The sequence below is a fragment of the Haemophilus haemolyticus genome (assembly GCF_003352385.1).
Taxonomy (GTDB): Bacteria; Pseudomonadota; Gammaproteobacteria; order Enterobacterales; family Pasteurellaceae; genus Haemophilus; species Haemophilus haemolyticus_I.
The window spans coordinates 483,111-502,865 of record NZ_CP031243.1 but is presented as its reverse complement, the minus strand read 5'-3'; the positions used below and the strand labels follow the sequence as shown (position 1 = coordinate 502,865).

The following is a 19,755-nucleotide window of genomic DNA, read 5'->3' as shown; positions in this document are numbered from 1 at the left end:
TAAAAATGAAAAATTTAGAGCTTAAAGTAATTCTAGGTGCAGTTGATAAACTCACAGCCCCTTTAAAAGGTGTGCAAAAACAAATGGATAATTTGCAATCTAAAGTAAAAGGTGCGACCAATGAACTCAATAAACTAAAACAACAAAATAAAACCGCTGATTCATTTAAAAATTTGCAAAACTCACTGCAGCAAAATAATCAGAAATTAGTTGAAGCACGAGAAAAAGCAAAAAAATTAGCCGAACAACTACGCAATACTGCCGCACCGACAGCCGCATTTAAACGCCAAGTCACAGAAGCACATAAAGCAGCGCATAAAATGGCACAAGTGCAAGAAAATCAGCGTAAACAATTAAATAAACTCCGCCAAGAATTAAAACTAGGCGGTTTCAACACATCAAAATTTAAGGAAAGTCAGGAAAAACTTAAACAACAGCTTAGTCAATCCACAGCCGCCATTGAAAAACAAAATGCAGCCATGAAAAAATTGCAACAGCGACAAGCAAGAAACCTAGCTTATCGAAATAGCGTAGATAATTTAAAAACGAAAAGTGAGCAATTAAAGGGATTTGGACAATCTGCCATGATCGCAGGAACAGCAGGCAATGCGCTCACTGGTATAATGCTTAAACCTGCATTAGATTTTGAACAAGATTTTTCTAAGGTGCAAGCTTTAACTGGGTTAAATAAAACTGATCCAAAACAAGCGGAACAACTTGCACGGCTGCGCCAACAAGGGATTCATCTCGGTGCAACAACATCCTTTACATCAGGAGAAGTCGCACAAGGTCAAGGCTATTTAGCAATGGCAGGATTCAATGCAGACCAAATCGAAAAATCAATGCCTGCTATTTTAGCAATGACAAAAGCCGCAGGTATTGAAATGGGGCGAGTTTCGGATATTTCATCAGATATTTCTTCTGGCTTTAAAATCCCTGCTGACGAAATGGGGCGTGTAGCAGATGTGCTTACTGCAACATTTAGTGGATCCAACACAACTTTAGAAGGTTTGGGCGACACAATGAAATATTTAGGTCCAATTGCCACGGCAACAGGTCAAGATTTCGAAACGATGTCAGCGATGGTTGGATTATTAGGTAATGTTGGGATAAAAGGCACGCAAGCCGGTACATCGTTGCGTTCTGCTATGCTCAGACTTTCCGCTCCACCTAAAGCGGCAGCAAAAGCATTGAAAAAATTAGGCGTATCCGCAAAAGATAGTCGTGGCAATATGCGTGCGCTTACCGACATTTTAGTTGATGTAGAAAAGAAAACTGCCAAAATGGGATCTGGCGACAAAATGGCTTATTACAAGGACATTTTCGGTACAGAAGCTGCGACAGCTATGGTCGAATTAGTTGGACAGGCGGGCATCCATGGCATTCAAGAAATGACGGAAAAATTAAAAAATTCCGCAGGTCGTGCAGAGCAAGTAGCGCAAGTTATGGCGGATAACTTAATGGGGGATATAAAAAATCTAGAGTCTGCGCGTGAAGCCGTAGGCATTGCGATCTATGATACTATTTCAGATGATATTCGAAGCGCAATACAGTCGGTAACCGAAATAGTGCGAAAAGTGAATGAATGGATAAAAGCGAATCCTGAACTTACTCGACAAATTGTTAAATGGAGTGCATCAATTGCAGGAGGTATTACAGCATTAGGTGCATTAAGTATGGCATTTAGTTTTCTGTTTTATCCTGTTGCACGCATTTTATTAGGTGTAGGGCGTTTTACAGGCATTAATCATTTATTAAGTCAATCATTAAAAAAAGTCTCTGTTGAAAGTTTAAAGGCAAATAAACATTTATTTTCTTATAAAACCACCCTCAATTCAGCTAAAACAGGAACTGTCATGTTTTATGGCGGATTGAAAAAAATGCCGAGTGTCTTTGTTAAACTCATTAAAAATATGAAACACCTCTCATTTTGGCTAAATGGACTAAAAACAATACTTCGTATTGCTTTTGCACCTATTAGAATGATCTTTATGGGATTAACGTCAATCATCGGTTTTCTCCTTTCTCCAATAGGTTTACTCGCTGCTACATTTGTCGCGGCAGGCGTGATGATTTATCGATATTGGGATAAAGTACGGGCGTTTTTCGGTGGATTTTGGGAAGGATTAAAATCAGGTCTCGCCCCCGTCCTTGAAAAATTCCAACCGCTTGGCACCGCATTTAGTATTGTCGTTGGCTGGATTGAAAAAGCGGTGAAATGGTTTACTGATTTCTTGTTTCCAGTACAAAGCACCAAAGAAGATTTAGATGCAGCAGCCAGTGCAGGTAAAAAATTTGGCGAATGGATAGCAGCAGGTATTGATTTTGCGCTCAAACCATTACAGCTACTCATGGATGGCATTAAATGGGTAATCGATAATATGCCAGGTATTCAAGCGGGGGCAAAAATTGTTGAAAATGCCAAACAATCAAGAAATGAAGAAACAAATAAGGTTATCAAATCAGGAAGTATAACTGAAAGAACACTCGATGCACTTTCTGATTCAAATATGTATTCTTCAGGCGGCTACACCGGTAATGGCGGAAAATATGAACCCATGGGCATTGTCCACGGTGGCGAATATGTGATGACCAAAGAAGCCACATCTCGACTTGGCATAAATACACTCAACGCCCTTAATTACGGCAAACAAGCACTTATTGCGGGCGGATTGGGGATCAGCGTTGCAACTGCCGCCCCTGTGCAAGTTGATACTCGTGCGCCCATTTCTGCTCGTCCAGTGATGACTCAATCCAGCCAACCAATGAGCGTAAATATCACCATCAATGCCGCACAAGGCATGGACGAACGAGCCATTGCACAACAAGTGGCAAAAGAAATACAACGCATCGAAAACCAACGCCAAGCAAGAGCAAGAAGTTCAATGTGGGATAGATCATAATAAAAGGGCGCAAGCCCTTTTTTGTTACCTACTATTCCACACGCCCCCACACTCGCCACATCACACAATATTGCCAACAATAAGGCATATTCTTTAACTGTGAATGCCTATGTCTGCCGAATTACAACGAAAACTAGACAACATTATCCGCTTTGGGGTGATCGCTGAAGTGAATCACGCCACCGCACGCGCTCGCGTAAAGAGCGGTGACATTCTCACAGAGTTTTTACCATTTATTACATTTCGAGCGGGTACAACCAAAACCTGGTCGCCACCTACGGAGGGCGAACAATGTGTGATGTTATCCGTTAGTGGCGAATTTACCACTGCCTGCATATTAGTTGGGCTTTATACACAAAACAGCCCTAGCCATTCAGCCGACGAACACGTTATTGAATTTGCTGACGGAGCCAAAATCACTTACAACCAATCAAGTGGCGCATTGGTTGTCACAGGCATCAAAACCGCCAGTATTACTGCTGCTAATCAAATTGATATTGACTGCCCTACTATCAATATCAAAGGCAATGTGAATATTGACGGCTCTTTATCAACCACAGGCACAAGCACCACAAAAGGCAATATCAGCACACAAGGCAGTGTGACCGCAAGCGGTGATATTAAAGGTGGCTCAATTAGTTTACAAAACCACGTTCACGTTGAACAAGGCGATGGCCAACGAACCTCTAACGCAAAGGCATAGTATGAATCGATACACTGGCGAAACATTAAAAAACGAAAGCGACCACATTAAACAATCCATTGCCGATATTTTGCTAACCCCTGTTGGTTCACGTATTCAGCGGCGTGAATATGGCAGTTTAATTCCTCTGCTAATAGACCGCCCAATTAGCCACACATTGTTATTACAACTGGCGGCTTGCGCTGTTACAGCGATTAATCGTTGGGAACCACGAGTACAAATCACACAATTTAAACCTGAATTGGTTGAAGGTGGCATTGTGGCAAGTTATGTCGCACGCGGGCAATATCAGCAACATATCAAAGAAAACCATCTTTTATTAGGTCATAAATCATGAACAATATTATTGACTTGAACAATTTGCCTGTACCAAAAGTTGTGCAAGAACTCAGTTATGAAACTTTACTTGCTCAACGAAAAGCTAAATTCCTGTCATTACAAGAAAATGACGATATGCGCCAATATTGGCAGGCTCGATTACAATTAGAAAGCGAACCTGTGGTTAAATTGCTAGAAGAAAATGCTTATTTAGAATTATTACTTAGAACGCATATTAATGAATCTGCTAAAGCCGTGATGCTTGCTTATGCCACAGGATCAGATTTAGACCAATTAGGGGCATTATTCGGCATTAAGAGATTAATCATTCAGGCGGGAGATTTAAACGCTCACCCGACTATCCCCACCCAATATGAAGATGATGAACGTTTTCGCACACGTATTCAAATGTCATTAGAAGGTTTAACTACGGCTGGTAGCCGCGCAAGCTATGAATTTCATGCGCTCTCTACCTCTGCAAAAATAAAAGACGTTGATGTAACAAGCCCAACTGCAGGCACGGTGAAAGTGGCCATATTATCCACGGAGGGACAAGGAACAGCCGACAGTGATTTAATTAATGCGGTAAAAGAAAAGCTGAATGCCGAGCATATTCGCCCCCTGACTGATACAGTATTGGTCGAAAGTGCGGTGATTTTACCTTATGAAATTCGAGCGACCCTCACACTTTATCCCTCAGTACTAGAAAGTGTTGTCATGGCAAATGTTAATCAAGCCATCACCCATTATACAAATAAGCAACACTTGCTTGGCATTGATATTACGCTTTCAGGTATTTATTCAGCCTTGCACCAAGAAGGCGTGCAGAACGTGAAACTGACACAACCGCTTGCAGATTTAATCGTACAACCTCACCAAGCAGCATATTGCACACAAATTCAAATCAACGTAGGTGGCCGAGATGAATAGCTATCTCTTGCCCATAGGGTCGAGCAAGCTAGAGAAACAATTATCGAATACGTTTTCTACAATTGCGGAAATTCCTGTGCCCATTCGCCTCTTATGGAGTGCTGAAAATTGCCCTATAAACCTCTTGCCATGGCTTGCTTGGTCGCTTTCCGTGGACGAATGGGATGACGAATGGAGCGAGGAAAGCAAACGACAAGCCATTTTAAATAGCACCCACATCCACAAGCACAAAGGGACAATTTCGGCGATTCGCCGTGTCATGAAATCGGTAGGTTATGGCGAAGTCGATATTATTGAAAACCAATCACTTAAAACATGGAATGGCGAACTAAATTTTGATGGTTCGGAAACCTTTGAGCATGAAGAAATGCACTGGGCAGAATACAAAATTGTGCTACATCAGCCCATTACTATTGATGAATCAAAACAAGTGCGGCGAATTTTAAATGAAAATGCCCCCGCACGTTGTCATTTGGTTGCATTCAATTTTACACGGGCAGGCCATCGATGGAATGGCGAGATCAATTTCGACGGAAACTTTACTTTTGGAGAAGTATAAATGGGAAAAATTACTGAGCAACAACAATGGGAAGAAGATATTTATCTCATTGAAAAACAAGATAAGGTGCTAGGCGGAGAGCTTGGCGTAATTAACATCCAAGCAAAACAGCTAGCCAATCGAACGAAATATTTAAAAGACCAAGTGGACGGTATCAACCGAGACCGCACTGGCTACGCCCCCAAAGCAAGCCCGGCGTTCACTGGCGTTCCCACCGCTCCTACTGCCAACCAAAACTCCAACAACACCCAAATTGCGACGACAGCATTTGTGAAAACAGCGGTAGCAAATTTGGTCGGGTCAGCCCCAGCAGCATTGGACACACTGGAAGAATTAGCCCGTGCGTTGGCAGGCGATGCAAACTTAAAAGCGACATTGCTTGCTGAAATCGGGAAAAAAGCCAACGCCACTGATTTTAATGCCTTACATGATTTATTTGTTGGTATCCCAATCCCTTATCCGCTCTCTATTATCCCAACAGGTTGCTTAGCGATGAACGGACAGCGGTTTGATACTCGTCGTTATCCAAAATTGGCACAGAAATATCCGTCAGGGCAACTACCAGACATGCGCAGTGAATTTATCCGTGGTTGGGATAATGGGCGTGGGGTTGATGTGGGACGTGAGATGTTATCGTCGCAGGGAGATGCGATGAGAAACTTTAGGGCTCAATTCACCACAGTAGATATGGCAGATGACCAAGCTAATATCGTCAGCGGAGTAGCTATATCCAAGACCAGATGGGAAAGCGGTTGGTTCGCAAAAAATGATGTGGGACGTGGGATATATAATTACAAAATTGCTGAACATTTGATTGGTATAGATGCTGCGCGTTCAGTCCCCACAGCCGACGAAAACCGCCCACGCAACATCGCCTATCACTACATCTGCCTAGCCGAATAAGGAGTACAACATGACCGTAACATTTAATCAAGACGGCTTTGCCGAAACTAGTGGTGAAATCATCGTGTATTGCACAGACAACCAAGGTATTTACAGCCACAGCACCACTGAATATGTGAGCGAAGGTGGCAGCCTTGCGGCAGGAAGTTATTTAGATGAGCCGCCACAACCGAAACAAGGCTTTGTCGTTGTGCGAGCAGATAACAGTTGGCAATACCAAGCTGACCATCGGGGAACCTATTACAGCAAGGAAACAGGCGAAAAAGTAGAACATACCGCACTGGGGGAATTGCCAGAAAATTTAACCGCACTTGCCCCACTTGCTGAACCGTGCAAATGGAACGGTACAGCATGGGTAAAAGATGAAGCGAAAATTGCTGATAATTTTACAAAAACCCAAACTCGCCTTATCGCCAATATCGATGAGCAAGCGGCAAAAATCTACAGCACATGGACACGTTTTGAAAGCGAGTATCGTGAGCGACAAGCGGCGGCAGAAGCCTTTAAAGCCGCAAATTATGAAGGCGAGTGCAGTCGATATATCTCAGACTTTGCACAACGAGCAAGACTGGATAACAAGACCGCCACAAACCTGATTTTGACGCAGGCGGCAGGCTTGGAAAAACTACAAATGGAGCTTGCCAACCAACGTATGCGCAAGTATGAGCTCAAGGCGCCTAATCTCACGCTTGAGCAACTACAATCAATCCATGATGACATTATCAAGCAAATGGATAACTTGATGGAGGCATATCAAAATGGCTAATGTTTATTTGGCGATGTACAAACACAAACGCGACTGGCGCAAAGAGCCAGTTAAAGCAATCGCCGACCGCATTACTCGATTTTTTACCAAGGGCCAATACTCGCACTGCGAGATTGCTATTGAGCACATTGAGTTTGGCAATGGGCATCATTATGAGCATGCGACAGTATATGACTGCTACTCATCATCGGTACAAGACGGTGGGGTGCGTTGCAAACAGATTGATGTATCCGATAACACCAAATGGGATTTAATCCCACTCAACGATGTCACCGAAGCACAAATCAAAGCTTATTTTGACCGCACTTCTGGCAAAAAATATGACTGGTGGGGTGCGGTCGGGATTGTTCTTGGGATTAAACAAAAACGCAGTAAGTTTTTCTGCAGTGAGTGGTGCTTTAATGCAATTCACGGTGGCGAGAGTGGCTGGCGATTTAGCCCAAATCAGTTGGCCACTATATTTGGAGCACAGCATGCAAGATATTATCTTTAACTGGGTTCGCGGTGATGACGAAGCAGAAACCTTCGTGTTTACCGAAGATAACGGCGAACCTTTAGATTTTACAGGCAGTCGGTTTGATTGCGATATCGTGCCTTTAGGCAGTGCAAGGAGAATTTAATGTTTGAAAGAGTAAATAAAATGCAGACAATCTCGGTAAGCAAGCAAAGTGTAGTACAATTTAAACAAGCCCCGCTACCTTTTGTGGGGCAAAAACGGATATTTTTGAAACATTTTGAGACTATTCTCAATGAAAACATCGAAGACGATGGTGAAGGATGGACGATTATTGATACCTTTGGTGGTTCAGGTTTATTAAGCCACGCAGCCAAAGCGATTAAGCCAAAAGCTCGTGTCATCTACAATGATTTCGACGGCTATGCGGAACGATTAGCACATCTTGATGACATCAACGCCTTGCGTTTACAATTATTTGCGGCAGTTGGCAACGCTACGCCCCCAAAAAAACGAATGCCAAAGGAATTAAAGGCAGAATGCGTCAAAATCATCCAGGCGTTTGACGGTTACAAAGATTTGAATTGCTTGGCGAGTTGGTTGCTGTTTAGCGGGCAGCAAGTAACGACCATTGATGAGCTATTCCAAAATGATTTCTGGCATTGTATTCGCCAGTCAGATTATCCAAAGGCGGATGGTTATTTGGATGGTGTAGAAATTGTGCGGGAGTCATTCCATACGTTGCTACCGAAATTTGCGGATAATCCCAAAGCGTTGTTTGTGTTAGATCCGCCTTATCTCTTCACCAAACAAGAAAGTTACAAGCAAGCTACGTATTTTGACTTGATTGGATTTTTTCGACTGGTCAATATCACCCGACCACCTTATATTTTCTTTAGCTCAACAAAATCCGAGTTTGTGCGGTTTATTGAGTACATGCAGGAGGATAAGGTCGATAACTGGCAAACCTTTGATAATGCGAAACGAATTGTAGTCAATGCCTCAGCAAGCCATTCAGGTAAGTATGAGGATAATATGGTTTACAAGTTCTAAACTGTAAAATTTAAACGCCCTTTAATGATGATTTAAAGGGAGTTTTTGTTTGGTTTAAATTTGAGGTTTATTTTGCATAATAGTTTAATTGTTTATGCAAAATAAATTTCGATTTTATGCAAAAAGATTCGCGAACTTATATTATCATGTAGATCCAAAAGTAAAAGGTAATGATGCAATACCTGACATTGGCCCAAAAAACTTAAGACCGCCAGCGATGATGTGACAACATCCGACCCTTGGACTTGGCCAGATAGGGTTTAAGACAAACGGCGGGTAATTCCGCCGTTTTCATCCGTCCTACTCTTACCTAAGCCATTTGTTAGTTTAAATACCACAACGCCAACCGCTCGCACTACGCCATCCTCTCGATCACAATAAAGACATTATTTAACCAATAGAAACCATAGGGCTTAAATTATGTCTGATGAATATCTCCATGGGGTCAAGGTAACGGAAATTTCCGAAGCCTTGCGAACACTCACCACATCATCCACTGCAGTTATCGGTTTAGTGGCAACCGCACCAGATGCAGATGCATCGGTTTTCCCACTCAACAAACCCACCCTTTTAACTGGCATTACTGCTGAAATGCAAGCCAAAGCAGGTAAACAAGGCACGCTATCTCGTACGCTAGATGGCATTGCGGACATTGTGAATTGTAAAGTTGTCGTCATTCGCGTGGAAGAAAACGAAGATGAAAGTACCATGAAAGCCAACGTAATCGGCTCAGTCGATAATGAAGGCAATTACACTGGCTTAAAAGCGTTCCTCGTGTCTGCTGCAGTTTGTGGCGTTAAACCTCGTATTTTCTGTATCCCGAAATATGACAGCCAAGATGTGACCACTGAATTGTTAAGCGTAGCGAAAAAGCTCAATGGCTTTGTGTATGCCTCTTGTGGCGCAGCAAAAACCAAAGAAGAAGCGGTGACATATGGTCGCAATTTCTCACAACGTGAATTAATGCTGATTTTCGGTGATTTCTTATCATTTAACCCAAACACCAAACAAACCGAAGTGGATTATGCCGTTGTTCGAGCTGCCGCAATGCGTGCATATCAAGATAAAGAATACGGCTGGCACACATCCATTTCAAACAAAGGTTTAACTGGCGTGACGGGTGTCACTAAACCGCTTTCTTTCGATATTAACGACAGTGCAACCGACGTGAACTATCTCAACGAACAAGGCATTACTTGTTGTGTAAACCACAATGGCTTTAAGTTCTGGGGATTACGCACGCGTTCGGCAGATAAATTATTTATCTACGAAAACTACACTCGCACGGCACAAGTGTTGAAAGACACCATTGCACAATCCTTTGACTGGGCAATGGATAAAGACATTTCCGTGAATCTTGTGAAAGAAATCGTAGAAGCGATCAATGCAAAATGGCGTGAATATGTGGCGCAAGGTTATTTAATCGGTGGGAAAGCATTTATCAATGCCAACCTCAATACTGCCGCAACCTTAAAAGATGCAAAATTACTTGTGTCTTATGATTACTGCCCTGTTCCACCGTTAGAACAACTTGGTTTCAACCAATACATCAGCGATGAATACCTTGTGGAATTTGCCGCAAACATTGCAAAAGTAGGAGCGTAAAAAATGGCATTACCTCGTAAACTCAAATTAATGAATTTTTTGGCTGACGGTAATTCTTACCGTGGCCAAGTCACCGAAATCACCCAACCTAAATTAGCCATGAAACTGGAAGAATACCGCGCAGGCGGCATGTTTGGTCCAGTAAAAGTGAATTTAGGCGTGGAAGGCTTGGAAGCGCAATTCAAGATGGGCGGTTATATGACCGAACTTATCAAAGAATTTGGCGGAAAAATTGACGGCACAGCATTACGTTTTGCGGGCGCCTATCAACAAGATGACACCGAAGAAGTGGTTTCAATCGAACTGGTAATGCGCGGTCGTTTTGGAGAGATTGACAACGGCACAAGTAAATCAGGCGATGACACCGAACAAAGCTACACCGTGCCATTAACCTACTACAAAATCATCGAAAACGGCAAAGACCTCGTGGAAATTGACTTAATCAATTCCGTTTTCATTGTCGGTGGCGTTGATCGTCTCGCAGAGCATCGCGCAGCAATCGGCATTTAATTCACACACCTTGCCCCGAAAGGGGCTTTTATTAAATCCCCCTCCCCTCTTTACAAAAAAGAGGGATTTTAAAGGAAACATAAAATGAAAACAGAAAACACCAAAATCATCACCTTAACCAACCCTATTACTCGTGGCGAAAACCAAATCACGGAAATCACTGTCAATAAACCAACGGTGCCCGCATTAAAAGGCTTAAAAATGTTTGATGTGTTGCAAATGGATGTAGACGCATTACAAGTGTTATTGCCACGCGTGACATCGCCAGTACTGCACAAAGCAGACTTTGCCACAATGGAAGTCGCAGATTTCACCGAGCTTGCTGCGGCGGCTGTCGGTTTTTTAGGGAAGAACTCGGAAGTGGAAACCGAAGCGACCGAGTAATGATTGCCGCAACAGTGGAAGATGCTATGGCAGATATTGCCATCATCTTCCACTGGCAACCACAAGCCTTTGAGCAAATGACATTTTCCGAATTAATGCAATGGCGAGAAAAAGCAAGGGAACGAAATGAAACAGAAACTGATTGATTATTTATTAAATATACCACGGCATATTGTATGGCGTGGAATCTTTATTCTTTCCATCACCTTTTGGTTGCTTGTGATTTTCGGCATTGCATTTCTCTTTCGCTAATTCATCAAGTGCGGTCAGAAATCACGGGATTTTTTGACCGCACTTTTCACAGGATTTTATTATGCTTAAATCATTACATTTTTTAGATTTTATTCGCGAATTTATTCTTTTTTCTGTTGTTCTTGCCGTGTTTATTATCGGCAGTTCAAGCGCTCAAATCACCTTAATTTGGATAATTACCATTTTATCCATTCTGGCTTGGATTGGTACGGCGGTAAACTATCAAAAGAAGAAGATCAGATATACAAAAGCAAAAACTACATTTGAGATGTATACGTTAATTTTATTAAGCACGATTTTTGTTTATTTTGATCATTGGATTATTGGTACTTTTATATTGTTTTCAAACTTTATTTTTATTATCAGTTGCACGGAAGACAATGCCAAAAAGGAAGAATAAATGTTCCAAAACTTCGCACTTGCCACATTGGGCATGTTTGTGTTCACTCGGCAAACCGTGCCTTTTCAAAGTTTAGACCGCACATCAAATTGGCGACATCCAACCAATGCCATTGTCGGGGCAATGCCAAAATCACAGTTCACTGGCAAAGAAAGCGAAACCGTCACGATAAGTGGCAGATTAATTCCAGAAATCACAGGCGGTAGATTTTCCATTAAAGCCCTGGAATTAATGGCAGACAGTGGCGGTGCATTTCCACTTATTGACGGCGCAACCTTTGAAATTATTGGTTTTTTTGTGATCGAAAGCGTACAAGAAACCCGAACAGAGTTTTTTGGCGATGGTGCACCTCGTGCGATTGATTTCAGCATGAGCTTAAAACGCACTGATGACCCAATGTTAATCGCCATTGCAGAGAGTTTAATGAGTAGCCTTTAATGTTTGATTTCAATCTTAACGACAATCACCGCACGCCCGCTTTTAAAGTGCAGATCACCACGAAAGACAAAAAACAGCAAGACATCACACAAGTGATTTCGAGCCGTTTAATTAGTTTATCTTTAACAGATAATCGAGGCTTAGAAGCGGACACACTCGACTTAGAATTATCCGACCATGATGGCAAACTCGCCTTACCGCCACGCAATGCCACAATCCAAGTTGCGCTAGGTTGGAAAGGCAAACCGCTCATCGACAAAGGGCAATATTCAGTGGATGAAGTGCAATTTTCAGGCGGCGCAGGATCGGCAGACCGATTAACTATCAGAGCAAGAGCGGCTGATTTAAAAGGCTCATTTTCCGAACAAAAAGAGCGGTCATTTGATAAAAAAACGTTGGGCGATATTATTGATACTATCGCCAAAGAAAACCAACTCAAAAGCCAGTGCGAGAAAAAACTGGCTAACACCTTTATTGCGCACATCGACCAAACCAACGAAAGCGACATTAATCTATTAAGCCGACTGGCAGAAGAGCACGGGGCAATGTGCACTGTTAAAAATGGCACGCTATTATTTATGCCATTAGGACAAGGCAAAACCGCCACAGGCAAGCCGATTCCACTGCGAAAAATCACCCGCAAAAATGGCGACAACTACAATTTCTCTATTGCAGAAAGCGAAAACTACAAAGCCGTTCGGGCATATTGGCACGATACGGACACAGGCAAACGTGGCGAAATTATCGTAGATAAAAATACTAGAATTGTGAAAAAACAGCGCATGACGAAAGGTAGAACGCTAGCAGATGGTACAGTAAAGGGCAGACGATTAACTAAAACAAAATATAACACCATTGAACAAAAAGCCCCTGTGGAAAGCGACAACGATAAAATTAAAAACCTTCGTGTTACTTATCCTTCAGAAGCGAGAGCTATCACTGCCGCCAAATCCGCCTTTGACAAACTCAAACGAGGTGTAGCAACATTTAGCCTAAATCTTGCCTTTGGCGATCCCGATTTAATCCCCGAAACGCCCATTGAGCTTTCAGGCTTTAAAGCCGAAATTGACGCAACCAACTGGCTAATCACCAAAGTGACACACAATCTTTCAGATGGTGGTTTTACCAGTCAAATTGAGTGCGAATTGAAAGTGGAAGAAGATGAAGTGGAAGTGAAAAAAGAGAAAAAATAGGGTTAATTCATGCGCATACATTAAAATGTATAATTAATTAAGAATATGTAAAGATTTAAATTTCTTAGCTTTTATTAAATTTTCCTTACAAAAAAGCCCACGAGTTCACGCAGGCAGTTTTATTTTTTTACACATTATACAATCAACCATTTCAAAATTGCTGACATTGCTCCAATACCTAACACCAATGCACCTATAATCGTACCTGCAATCCATTTTGTTTGTAGGGAGATTGCATCTGATACATCTGATTTTGTCGCATAATTAGATTTGATAATTTCAAGATCGGTGTAAATTTTCAAATATTGCTCTTCTAACTTCTCAACGCGTTTTTCTAAATGAGACATAGGCGGCTCTCCTCCGTTAAACCCTGTAGGGGTAACTTGTGCTGTATCATCATCAACGATATAAAGATGACTTTTATTTGCCATATTCTACTCCTTTTGGCTCGCTTCTTCACGTTTTAATAGGCTATATTCCATTTTGACAAACGCCGCATCAAATGCACGCACAAAGCCACAATTTTCACAACGAAACAAAAAGACCCCATATGCACCATCACGAATACCCGTAAGCAAACCGTTTGCATCAATCACGGTATAAGGAAGACCTAACCCAACATTGTCATTTTCATCAGAAGACGGCACTATTTTGCCATTCTCAATCACATTTGCTCGAAATTCCATTCCCCTTGCCACATAATTTTCCAGGTTCTGATTACAACAAGGACAAATATTGCTGATTTTCTTAATGTTTAGATAATCACTGAACATTTCTGTTGTAAATAAGTTATCTGTCATTTTTTCTCCTTGTGAGCTACTTGAGCTTTCTTATACATATTCCAAAACAATCCAAGTACAGGTAAAGAAGGTAAGATGGTATACCCGAACAATATTAAATAGGATATATATTCAGGCGTTTTATCTACAAAGAAGTTCAATATATAAGAACTCATATAATCATTTTGTATTTCATTTACAGTTTTAATTGCGATCATATGTGTATAACTAAAAATATAAAAACAAGCCGAAAAACATAGAATACACGTTAATACTTTTCCACCTTTTAAAATAAATATACATTTAGCCAATACATAGGCTATAAGCAAAGGAATTAAAGGTATTAATGCTGAAAATGCCTCACAAAAGGTCTTCCCTTTTAAAAAATCAGGTAAAAACGAATAGATTATTGACACAAGGTAAAACTCTGGGTGCTCATTTAAAAATCTTAAATACCCTTTAAAACGATTAAAGATAGATTGCTTATAATTAGAACTAATCATATTTTTCATTTTTTATCTCCTCTACAAATCCCTCGGGTTAATCGCTACCACTTCTTCATCTTCATCGGCACACATTCTCACAAGGCACACCATCCCCATCCCGATCTAAACGGCTTTCGCCGCATTCGTTCAAGTGATATTTAGCTTCAGCGCAAGAACGCATTTCTTTGCAATATTTAGTGTCCTCACAACTAAACTGCGCTGCATCTGCTTTTTTACTTTTGGCAAGGGTTGGGGAAGAAATCAAACAAAGTGCGGTTAAAATTAAGATGATTTTTTTCATTTTCTTAGGTTGTCCAAATTTTATAGTGATACTGAAAAACGAACAGTGGATACACGTTAAGGGTAATCATCACCACCATTCGGATATTTGCACCGCTTCAGCCGATTGAAAGCCATCTTCCAACCACGAAGAAAACCATATTTCCGCAAGGCTAAAATCGCATAGTTTGAACAGCTCGGTTCAAACCGACAGGCATCACGAATTTTTTGCGGTGCAAGATATTGATAAAGCAAGATAAGTTGAATACTAAGCCAAGCCATCAATCATTTTTTTCACGTCTAAAAGTGATAACTTTATGAACTTTAGATGTTGTTTTCCCACCTGAAAAGCACCCTGCTGCTTCTTCAGTAGAAAAATCATCTATTCTGAAAAACTCCCAGCCTAATCTAGCCTGTTCATTCACCAGTTCTTGTAAATAGTCTGCTGCGGCAGTTTGAATGTTCTTTCTTTGCGCAATAATATGTGGCGCAGCTTGAATCATTTTATATTCGTATAACATAATAAATTTTCCTTAGGTTTGTTTAAAATAAATCACCACTTCTTCATCTTCACTGACAAATACTCTCACAAGGCACGCCATCGTGGTCGCGATCAAGCTTTTTCATACCACATTGTTTAAGATGAAACATTGCATCATCGCAACTTTCCATATCTCCACATACTCGCTTTCCATCATTACAACTGAATTGCTGTTCTGATTCAGAATTCGATTTTTTATGCGCCTTAGCAAATACTGCAGGTGATACAGCAAGGGAAAGTGCGGTTAAAATTAAGATAATTTTTTTCATAAAAACTCCTTATTAAGTTCATTATTTTGTTATTTCATCTACTTTGAATGGCGTTGTTAGAACTGTTGTGTAATTCAACTTTTGATTTTCATTTTTCCATAACATATCCGCAGCCACATTAGATAAGCGAATATTGAATTTATCTCCTGGTTTGTAAGAAATACTAGGAAAATAAGAAAGAGGGAGACCATCAAGATAAGATGACAACACAGCAAAAGATTGCTCTTGTTCGGTATCATTTACTATATTTAACGAAACAATCATTTCTAAATCAGAAATATGTTCAGACTTCACAAAATCACGAATTCTTTTTGCTAAATTTTGATCGGTTCTTACATTTAGTTTTCTATTACCAACGCTATAAATATTAATTTCATTTTCAAAATTTGGTTTTTCAAGGACAGCACCTACACCAATAGGAATTTCAAAACTAGCGAAAGAATCAAATTTTTTCTTAAAACATTCTTTATATTTAGCTTTAGTAAATACTGAAGGGATTGTTTGTTGGATTCTGATTAGACTATCAGAGGGATTTCGGCTATCTTCGTGGGAGCTACAGGCAGGAATCTCAATATTCAATAATGCAGTTTCTGTTTTTATTGGCTCATTAAGTAAATTTTTTAATGACACATCTTTTTCAATTTCGGTTTTACACCCCACCACAGCCATTGCACATAATGTTAAAGCGAATAGTTTTTTCATTGCGGTATCTCCCCTATAAATCCCTCGGATTAATCGGTAGCACTTTAATAAATTTACCGATAATTACAGCGGTATCAAATAACTCATCTGATATATCAAAATCAGGATAAACACTGTTATCGGATATGGCTCGGTAAACCCCAGTGGGTAATTTCATCAAACGTTTAATGTAAGCACCGCCGTTGAGCAAAAAGAAATACACGCCCTCGCCAGTGTAATAATTGACTTTGGTATCAACAAAAACAATGTCGCCTTTGTTGATGGTTGGCACCATACTATCAGTCGGCACATTAATAAGGCTGATACCATCATTGGTACTTTTACCCACGATTTCTAATAATCCTTCCTTGGAAAAATAAATGGACTGAATCACTTCAGGATAGTCTGCATTTTCAATCCCAGAATGACCCGCTGCCGCTTGCACATCAAGATAATCAACACGAAAACGATGATGTTCGTCGCTATCTGTACTTACTAAAGAAGAAATAATCGAACCTTGAGCGATTGGCTCCCCTTCTCCAGTTTTTAACCAATTCACATCCACACCAAGTGCGGTCGCAATCTCAACGATATTTTTTGGGTTTAAAGTTTGCCCACTAACAATTTTAAAAACAGAAGGTTGTTTAAGCCCAGTCATTCTAGCTAATTCAGCTTGAGACAAGCCTTTTTCGGACATGATTGAGGTAAGGCGTTCAGCTAAAGTTGTCATAATATTTCTCCTTGTTATTAAGTATATAACTTAAGTTATAAAAATAAACAAACTATTAGCTATTGACAACTATAACTTTAGCTATTATTATTTTTATAGTTTCAATAACAAAAGGTATGGATGTGAATAAAGGGATAAAAACTGCAGTAAAGATTTGTGGTAGCCAAGCAGTTGTTGCGAAAGCTTGCAATGTAAGCCAACCGACAGTTTTTAAATGGCTAAATGGCACAAATATGGACGTTACGCATATTTCTCACATCATCCACGCCACAAATTTTGAAGTAAACCCAACCGAACTAAGACCCGATGTAGATTGGCCAACCATTTACGAAAGTCTGAAACAGGTGTTTGAAGGGAATTAAAGATTTTTAAACCAACGAACGAAACGAATGATTTCTTGTTTTATGCAGTGGCGTTCTTTGTAAGTGAATAAACCCATTAACAACGCATTTAAAAAACACAGTTGGCGTGGGTTAAAGGTGTAATCAAGCAGGGTAAGAGTGGGATTGTTACTTAATAAGATGACATTAAGCCAAACAATTCCAGCAACAATAGACCAGTTAAGGATAAATATGAGAAATCGTAAAAATCGAGTCAGCATGGCATACCTCGTGGCGTTATTTTCAATGGTGTCGTGCTTTATGGTGTTGATTATCTTTTAATTTTAATAACCGTGCAATCCATATTGGGGAATGTGGAGAGTATAGGACAGAAGAAGGTGTGTGATATGGCAGCAAAAGTCGATGCATTATGTCCAGGATGTGGTAGCGATCAGATTGGGACGAGAACCTCTAGAAAGGCAGAAAATACCATTGTTTCTGAATGCTATTGCAAAAGCTGTGGTCGAGTTCATTTCGAACTCTGGACAGAAATTCGCAATATTAGTATCGGTACATTTACACCGGCATTAATTCAGAATTTCAAAACAGCCGAACAGTGGGCAAAAGAACGTCAAATGCGTAAGCAAGGCAAGTTACCAGCAATAGACGAACGGCAAATCGAAATCCCTACGGATTAATTCTTAATTTTCCAACCGTAATTTAAACATGGTCGTTTGAAGAAATTCATGCGACAGGATTTTTGCAACCAAAATTTAGGAGTTTGAGCAAATGGCAAGCAGTAATTATGTGTATGACAACGGTAAAAAACGCCATAACCGTGTGAATGTGTGGCAGTTAAACAAAACCGTGCAAGAACAGGCTCGCAACATTCAACTGTTGCAACGAGCAATTTCTCACCAAGCAAACGTGAATGCCCAGCAAGTATTGCTGAATGAATCGCTAAGTGATCGCATTGCGTTACTTGAAGAAGATCAGTGGGCACGTGAACAAAGCATTTTCCAACGCGTTGCACGGTGGTTCCGTAAATAAATGAATGGGGGTGAGTGATGGTCTTAATGCCTTATTGCTTTGACGATGAAACGGAATCTGCCGCTGAAAAATGGTGCCGTGTAAATCAAGTAAAGGTGCCTGAAATCCGAAGTTTTGATGATGTGCTGCACTCGTTAAGTAAAAGCCAATTCCGTGTAGAACGAGAGTTTGACAGTTTACAACAAGGCTTTCGAGAAATGCTGTTGGAATTAGCCGATTTAGATTTTTCAGATTTACGTGCAGGGCATTTAACAGGCACTAAGCTCCATCACTACACAGAACAAGGACAACGCAAAATAGCCCGTGCACTACGTAAAGTGCGGCTACTTTCGGGAATGTTTTCACAAGGCGTAACAGAGCGGGAATTTACTCAAATTGATACTCAGGAGGATAAAAATGGAAACCCAAATGAATAAATCCGCACAGAAATGGTATCGCAAATATCGTCGTTTTTTAGCTTTGTGGGGACATTTAAAACAACAAGGGAAAGATGACATCGCCGCGCTTGTTTATTCAAAAATCATCGAATCCGCCAATATGACGGTTTACTTAGCGAGAAATGCAAAATGAAAAAATTAGCGATTAAAACTTATTTAGACCATGCGCAACACGCAAAAGAAAGTGAGCAACAAGGCAATTATGGGTTAGCCGCAAAACAATGGCGTTCAGCGTGGATAGCTGCACCAACCGAAACTCAAACAAACTGGAGCTTTGCACGCGCTGAATATTGTTTCAAAAAAGCGATTGAGGAAGGGCAAATCAGACTAGAAAAGACCCGCCAATATGACTTTAAACAATTTATGGGGAAACGTGATGAGTGAGCTTTTTATGATGTTTTTCGTGGCGGTATTTGCTGTGCTTGGTGCAACTATCACCGTAATGGGATTAATTGAGTTTATTGTCGATTCGTTAGATAGACGCTGGTAAGGAGGAATGATGGAAAACAATATTTGTATCGCTCTAGATTGTGGCGCAACGCTAGAAATTTTACCCATAGGCACCCGCTTTCAAGTGGTTGAAGTGATTGGTGATCAAGATAGTTGGTATGGCAAACAAAAAACAAGAACCGTGGGCAATTTACACAACACAATTTGGGGCGCAATCGAAGAAGTACGCCGTTATGACTTAGCCCAATATGAAATGTTGAGTTTGGAAGAATTACTCAGTGCAGTGAGTTCGACCAACAACAAAATCAAAGAATATTTTGAATATCACAGTGAATATTTAGCCAATACGGCAATGTAAGGATG

The 19,755-nt window shown here is 40.7% G+C and carries 33 protein-coding genes; 24 read left to right on the top strand and 9 right to left on the bottom strand.

Annotation, left to right across the window (positions count from 1 at the left end):
- The first annotated feature begins 5 nt into the window (after nucleotides 1-5).
- The 17 genes from DV428_RS02585 (at nucleotide 6) to DV428_RS02510 (ending at nucleotide 13,371) form a co-directional block, all read left to right on the top strand.
- Nucleotides 6-2,903 carry a phage tail tape measure protein gene (locus tag DV428_RS02585; RefSeq protein ID WP_114908573.1) on the top strand — a complete coding sequence of 966 codons (2,898 nt, stop codon included), beginning with the start codon at nucleotides 6-8 and terminating at the stop codon, nucleotides 2,901-2,903.
- Nucleotides 2,904-3,006: 103 nt separating this feature from the next.
- On the top strand, nucleotides 3,007-3,606 hold the full coding sequence (locus tag DV428_RS02580; RefSeq protein WP_114908572.1) for a phage baseplate assembly protein V: 600 nt from the start codon (nucleotides 3,007-3,009) through the stop codon (nucleotides 3,604-3,606).
- A gap of 1 nt (nucleotide 3,607) precedes the next feature.
- Nucleotides 3,608-3,943 carry a GPW/gp25 family protein gene (locus DV428_RS02575; RefSeq protein ID WP_114908571.1) on the top strand — a complete coding sequence of 112 codons (336 nt, stop codon included), beginning with the start codon at nucleotides 3,608-3,610 and terminating at the stop codon, nucleotides 3,941-3,943.
- Nucleotides 3,940-4,854, top strand: coding sequence for a baseplate assembly protein (locus DV428_RS02570; protein WP_114908570.1), 915 nt, complete (start codon nucleotides 3,940-3,942; stop codon nucleotides 4,852-4,854). Before DV428_RS02575 ends, DV428_RS02570 begins: the two co-directional genes overlap by 4 nt.
- Nucleotides 4,847-5,413, top strand: coding sequence for a phage tail protein I (locus DV428_RS02565; protein WP_114908569.1), 567 nt, complete (start codon nucleotides 4,847-4,849; stop codon nucleotides 5,411-5,413). Before DV428_RS02570 ends, DV428_RS02565 begins: the two co-directional genes overlap by 8 nt.
- A complete protein-coding gene (locus DV428_RS02560) occupies nucleotides 5,414-6,316 on the top strand; it encodes a phage tail protein (protein WP_114908568.1) in 903 nt (300 codons plus the stop codon).
- A 10-nt stretch (nucleotides 6,317-6,326) separates the two neighbouring features.
- Nucleotides 6,327-7,082 (top strand): hypothetical protein, encoded by a 756-nt coding sequence (locus DV428_RS02555; RefSeq protein WP_114908567.1) that lies wholly within the window; start codon nucleotides 6,327-6,329, stop codon nucleotides 7,080-7,082.
- Nucleotides 7,075-7,575 carry an enoyl-CoA hydratase gene (locus DV428_RS02550; RefSeq protein WP_114908566.1) on the top strand — a complete coding sequence of 167 codons (501 nt, stop codon included), beginning with the start codon at nucleotides 7,075-7,077 and terminating at the stop codon, nucleotides 7,573-7,575. Before DV428_RS02555 ends, DV428_RS02550 begins: the two co-directional genes overlap by 8 nt.
- Nucleotides 7,556-7,702, top strand: a complete 147-nt coding sequence (locus tag DV428_RS09625; RefSeq protein WP_167403160.1) for a hypothetical protein — start codon at nucleotides 7,556-7,558, stop codon at nucleotides 7,700-7,702. The genes DV428_RS02550 and DV428_RS09625 overlap by 20 nt, the downstream gene beginning before the upstream one ends.
- 20 nt (nucleotides 7,703-7,722) lie before the next feature.
- Nucleotides 7,723-8,589 carry a hypothetical protein gene (locus DV428_RS02545; RefSeq protein ID WP_114909568.1) on the top strand — a complete coding sequence of 289 codons (867 nt, stop codon included), beginning with the start codon at nucleotides 7,723-7,725 and terminating at the stop codon, nucleotides 8,587-8,589.
- 420 nt (nucleotides 8,590-9,009) lie between these two features.
- Nucleotides 9,010-10,194, top strand: a complete 1,185-nt coding sequence (locus DV428_RS02540) for a phage tail sheath subtilisin-like domain-containing protein (protein ID WP_114908565.1) — start codon at nucleotides 9,010-9,012, stop codon at nucleotides 10,192-10,194.
- 3 nt (nucleotides 10,195-10,197) lie between these two features.
- Nucleotides 10,198-10,704: a phage major tail tube protein gene (locus DV428_RS02535; RefSeq protein WP_005633774.1), complete on the top strand. Its 507-nt coding sequence runs from the start codon at nucleotides 10,198-10,200 to the stop codon at nucleotides 10,702-10,704.
- Nucleotides 10,705-10,788: 84 nt separating this feature from the next.
- Nucleotides 10,789-11,088, top strand: a complete 300-nt coding sequence (locus tag DV428_RS02530; protein WP_114908564.1) for a phage tail assembly protein — start codon at nucleotides 10,789-10,791, stop codon at nucleotides 11,086-11,088.
- Nucleotides 11,088-11,234, top strand: a complete 147-nt coding sequence (locus DV428_RS02525; protein WP_005633772.1) for a GpE family phage tail protein — start codon at nucleotides 11,088-11,090, stop codon at nucleotides 11,232-11,234. The genes DV428_RS02530 and DV428_RS02525 overlap by 1 nt, the downstream gene beginning before the upstream one ends.
- 167 nt (nucleotides 11,235-11,401) lie before the next feature.
- Nucleotides 11,402-11,740 (top strand): hypothetical protein, encoded by a 339-nt coding sequence (locus DV428_RS02520; protein WP_005642263.1) that lies wholly within the window; start codon nucleotides 11,402-11,404, stop codon nucleotides 11,738-11,740.
- Nucleotides 11,741-12,178: a phage tail protein gene (locus DV428_RS02515; RefSeq protein WP_114908563.1), complete on the top strand. Its 438-nt coding sequence runs from the start codon at nucleotides 11,741-11,743 to the stop codon at nucleotides 12,176-12,178.
- On the top strand, nucleotides 12,178-13,371 hold the full coding sequence (locus DV428_RS02510; protein ID WP_114908562.1) for a phage late control D family protein: 1,194 nt from the start codon (nucleotides 12,178-12,180) through the stop codon (nucleotides 13,369-13,371). Before DV428_RS02515 ends, DV428_RS02510 begins: the two co-directional genes overlap by 1 nt.
- Nucleotides 13,372-13,505: 134 nt before the next feature.
- Here DV428_RS02510 and DV428_RS02505 read toward each other — a convergent pair whose 3' ends face one another.
- From DV428_RS02505 to DV428_RS02465, 9 genes are read right to left on the bottom strand one after another with little or no spacing between them, the layout of a single operon-like run.
- Entirely contained in the window at nucleotides 13,506-13,802 is a 297-nt protein-coding gene (locus DV428_RS02505; RefSeq protein WP_204628264.1) for a hypothetical protein, read from the bottom strand.
- 3 nt (nucleotides 13,803-13,805) lie between these two features.
- Nucleotides 13,806-14,171, bottom strand: a complete 366-nt coding sequence (locus tag DV428_RS02500) for a hypothetical protein (RefSeq protein WP_114908561.1) — start codon at nucleotides 14,169-14,171, stop codon at nucleotides 13,806-13,808.
- Complete coding sequence (locus tag DV428_RS02495; protein WP_114908560.1) at nucleotides 14,168-14,662, bottom strand: hypothetical protein; 495 nt, start codon at nucleotides 14,660-14,662, stop codon at nucleotides 14,168-14,170. Before DV428_RS02495 ends, DV428_RS02500 begins: the two co-directional genes overlap by 4 nt.
- Nucleotides 14,663-14,714: 52 nt before the next feature.
- Nucleotides 14,715-14,936: an excalibur calcium-binding domain-containing protein gene (locus DV428_RS02490; protein ID WP_114908559.1), complete on the bottom strand. Its 222-nt coding sequence runs from the start codon at nucleotides 14,934-14,936 to the stop codon at nucleotides 14,715-14,717.
- Between the two features lie 56 nt (nucleotides 14,937-14,992).
- Nucleotides 14,993-15,196 carry a membrane protein insertion efficiency factor YidD gene (yidD, locus tag DV428_RS02485; protein WP_114908558.1) on the bottom strand — a complete coding sequence of 68 codons (204 nt, stop codon included), beginning with the start codon at nucleotides 15,194-15,196 and terminating at the stop codon, nucleotides 14,993-14,995.
- Nucleotides 15,196-15,435 (bottom strand): hypothetical protein, encoded by a 240-nt coding sequence (locus DV428_RS02480; protein WP_053465676.1) that lies wholly within the window; start codon nucleotides 15,433-15,435, stop codon nucleotides 15,196-15,198. Before DV428_RS02480 ends, yidD begins: the two co-directional genes overlap by 1 nt.
- A gap of 49 nt (nucleotides 15,436-15,484) precedes the next feature.
- Complete coding sequence (locus tag DV428_RS02475; protein WP_114908557.1) at nucleotides 15,485-15,724, bottom strand: excalibur calcium-binding domain-containing protein; 240 nt, start codon at nucleotides 15,722-15,724, stop codon at nucleotides 15,485-15,487.
- 21 nt (nucleotides 15,725-15,745) lie between these two features.
- On the bottom strand, nucleotides 15,746-16,426 hold the full coding sequence (locus DV428_RS02470; protein WP_114908556.1) for a DUF7424 family protein: 681 nt from the start codon (nucleotides 16,424-16,426) through the stop codon (nucleotides 15,746-15,748).
- Nucleotides 16,427-16,439: 13 nt separating this feature from the next.
- Nucleotides 16,440-17,135, bottom strand: a complete 696-nt coding sequence (locus tag DV428_RS02465; RefSeq protein ID WP_114908555.1) for an XRE family transcriptional regulator — start codon at nucleotides 17,133-17,135, stop codon at nucleotides 16,440-16,442.
- Nucleotides 17,136-17,257: 122 nt separating this feature from the next.
- Between DV428_RS02465 and DV428_RS02460 the strand changes: the two genes are divergently transcribed.
- The 7 genes from DV428_RS02460 (at nucleotide 17,258) to DV428_RS02435 (ending at nucleotide 19,750) form a co-directional block, all read left to right on the top strand.
- A complete protein-coding gene (locus tag DV428_RS02460) occupies nucleotides 17,258-17,497 on the top strand; it encodes a YdaS family helix-turn-helix protein (RefSeq protein WP_114908554.1) in 240 nt (79 codons plus the stop codon).
- A 365-nt stretch (nucleotides 17,498-17,862) separates the two neighbouring features.
- Nucleotides 17,863-18,153 (top strand): hypothetical protein, encoded by a 291-nt coding sequence (locus DV428_RS02455; RefSeq protein WP_005633751.1) that lies wholly within the window; start codon nucleotides 17,863-17,865, stop codon nucleotides 18,151-18,153.
- Nucleotides 18,154-18,244: 91 nt separating this feature from the next.
- Nucleotides 18,245-18,505: a hypothetical protein gene (locus DV428_RS02450; protein WP_114908553.1), complete on the top strand. Its 261-nt coding sequence runs from the start codon at nucleotides 18,245-18,247 to the stop codon at nucleotides 18,503-18,505.
- A gap of 17 nt (nucleotides 18,506-18,522) precedes the next feature.
- Entirely contained in the window at nucleotides 18,523-18,921 is a 399-nt protein-coding gene (locus DV428_RS02445; RefSeq protein ID WP_114908552.1) for a hypothetical protein, read from the top strand.
- Nucleotides 18,914-19,075 carry a hypothetical protein gene (locus DV428_RS09610; protein WP_157997919.1) on the top strand — a complete coding sequence of 54 codons (162 nt, stop codon included), beginning with the start codon at nucleotides 18,914-18,916 and terminating at the stop codon, nucleotides 19,073-19,075. The genes DV428_RS02445 and DV428_RS09610 overlap by 8 nt, the downstream gene beginning before the upstream one ends.
- Nucleotides 19,072-19,326, top strand: coding sequence for an ANR family transcriptional regulator (locus tag DV428_RS02440; protein WP_114908551.1), 255 nt, complete (start codon nucleotides 19,072-19,074; stop codon nucleotides 19,324-19,326). Before DV428_RS09610 ends, DV428_RS02440 begins: the two co-directional genes overlap by 4 nt.
- A gap of 115 nt (nucleotides 19,327-19,441) precedes the next feature.
- Complete coding sequence (locus DV428_RS02435; RefSeq protein ID WP_005691706.1) at nucleotides 19,442-19,750, top strand: hypothetical protein; 309 nt, start codon at nucleotides 19,442-19,444, stop codon at nucleotides 19,748-19,750.
- The last annotated feature ends 5 nt before the right edge of the window (nucleotides 19,751-19,755 follow it).

Excerpts from the sequence above, each read along its gene's own strand:
- DV428_RS02585 (WP_114908573.1), top strand. The coding sequence starts at position 6 with ATGAAAAATTTAGAGCTTAAAGTAATTCTAGGTGCAGTTGATAAACTC.
- DV428_RS02580 (WP_114908572.1), top strand. The coding sequence starts at position 3,007 with ATGCCTATGTCTGCCGAATTACAACGAAAACTAGACAACATTATCCGC.
- DV428_RS02575 (WP_114908571.1), top strand. The coding sequence starts at position 3,608 with ATGAATCGATACACTGGCGAAACATTAAAAAACGAAAGCGACCACATT.
- DV428_RS02570 (WP_114908570.1), top strand. The coding sequence starts at position 3,940 with ATGAACAATATTATTGACTTGAACAATTTGCCTGTACCAAAAGTTGTG.
- DV428_RS02565 (WP_114908569.1), top strand. The coding sequence starts at position 4,847 with ATGAATAGCTATCTCTTGCCCATAGGGTCGAGCAAGCTAGAGAAACAA.
- DV428_RS02560 (WP_114908568.1), top strand. The coding sequence starts at position 5,414 with ATGGGAAAAATTACTGAGCAACAACAATGGGAAGAAGATATTTATCTC.
- DV428_RS02555 (WP_114908567.1), top strand. The coding sequence starts at position 6,327 with ATGACCGTAACATTTAATCAAGACGGCTTTGCCGAAACTAGTGGTGAA.
- DV428_RS02550 (WP_114908566.1), top strand. The coding sequence starts at position 7,075 with ATGGCTAATGTTTATTTGGCGATGTACAAACACAAACGCGACTGGCGC.
- DV428_RS09625 (WP_167403160.1), top strand. The coding sequence starts at position 7,556 with ATGCAAGATATTATCTTTAACTGGGTTCGCGGTGATGACGAAGCAGAA.
- DV428_RS02545 (WP_114909568.1), top strand. The coding sequence starts at position 7,723 with ATGCAGACAATCTCGGTAAGCAAGCAAAGTGTAGTACAATTTAAACAA.
- DV428_RS02540 (WP_114908565.1), top strand. The coding sequence starts at position 9,010 with ATGTCTGATGAATATCTCCATGGGGTCAAGGTAACGGAAATTTCCGAA.
- DV428_RS02535 (WP_005633774.1), top strand. The coding sequence starts at position 10,198 with ATGGCATTACCTCGTAAACTCAAATTAATGAATTTTTTGGCTGACGGT.
- DV428_RS02530 (WP_114908564.1), top strand. The coding sequence starts at position 10,789 with ATGAAAACAGAAAACACCAAAATCATCACCTTAACCAACCCTATTACT.
- DV428_RS02525 (WP_005633772.1), top strand. The coding sequence starts at position 11,088 with ATGATTGCCGCAACAGTGGAAGATGCTATGGCAGATATTGCCATCATC.
- DV428_RS02520 (WP_005642263.1), top strand. The coding sequence starts at position 11,402 with ATGCTTAAATCATTACATTTTTTAGATTTTATTCGCGAATTTATTCTT.
- DV428_RS02515 (WP_114908563.1), top strand. The coding sequence starts at position 11,741 with ATGTTCCAAAACTTCGCACTTGCCACATTGGGCATGTTTGTGTTCACT.
- DV428_RS02510 (WP_114908562.1), top strand. The coding sequence starts at position 12,178 with ATGTTTGATTTCAATCTTAACGACAATCACCGCACGCCCGCTTTTAAA.
- DV428_RS02505 (WP_204628264.1), bottom strand. The coding sequence starts at position 13,802 with ATGGCAAATAAAAGTCATCTTTATATCGTTGATGATGATACAGCACAA.
- DV428_RS02500 (WP_114908561.1), bottom strand. The coding sequence starts at position 14,171 with ATGACAGATAACTTATTTACAACAGAAATGTTCAGTGATTATCTAAAC.
- DV428_RS02495 (WP_114908560.1), bottom strand. The coding sequence starts at position 14,662 with ATGAAAAATATGATTAGTTCTAATTATAAGCAATCTATCTTTAATCGT.
- DV428_RS02490 (WP_114908559.1), bottom strand. The coding sequence starts at position 14,936 with ATGAAAAAAATCATCTTAATTTTAACCGCACTTTGTTTGATTTCTTCC.
- yidD (WP_114908558.1), bottom strand. The coding sequence starts at position 15,196 with ATGGCTTGGCTTAGTATTCAACTTATCTTGCTTTATCAATATCTTGCA.
- DV428_RS02480 (WP_053465676.1), bottom strand. The coding sequence starts at position 15,435 with ATGTTATACGAATATAAAATGATTCAAGCTGCGCCACATATTATTGCG.
- DV428_RS02475 (WP_114908557.1), bottom strand. The coding sequence starts at position 15,724 with ATGAAAAAAATTATCTTAATTTTAACCGCACTTTCCCTTGCTGTATCA.
- DV428_RS02470 (WP_114908556.1), bottom strand. The coding sequence starts at position 16,426 with ATGAAAAAACTATTCGCTTTAACATTATGTGCAATGGCTGTGGTGGGG.
- DV428_RS02465 (WP_114908555.1), bottom strand. The coding sequence starts at position 17,135 with ATGACAACTTTAGCTGAACGCCTTACCTCAATCATGTCCGAAAAAGGC.
- DV428_RS02455 (WP_005633751.1), top strand. The coding sequence starts at position 17,863 with ATGGCAGCAAAAGTCGATGCATTATGTCCAGGATGTGGTAGCGATCAG.
- DV428_RS02450 (WP_114908553.1), top strand. The coding sequence starts at position 18,245 with ATGGCAAGCAGTAATTATGTGTATGACAACGGTAAAAAACGCCATAAC.
- DV428_RS02445 (WP_114908552.1), top strand. The coding sequence starts at position 18,523 with ATGGTCTTAATGCCTTATTGCTTTGACGATGAAACGGAATCTGCCGCT.
- DV428_RS09610 (WP_157997919.1), top strand. The coding sequence starts at position 18,914 with ATGAATAAATCCGCACAGAAATGGTATCGCAAATATCGTCGTTTTTTA.
- DV428_RS02440 (WP_114908551.1), top strand. The coding sequence starts at position 19,072 with ATGAAAAAATTAGCGATTAAAACTTATTTAGACCATGCGCAACACGCA.
- DV428_RS02435 (WP_005691706.1), top strand. The coding sequence starts at position 19,442 with ATGGAAAACAATATTTGTATCGCTCTAGATTGTGGCGCAACGCTAGAA.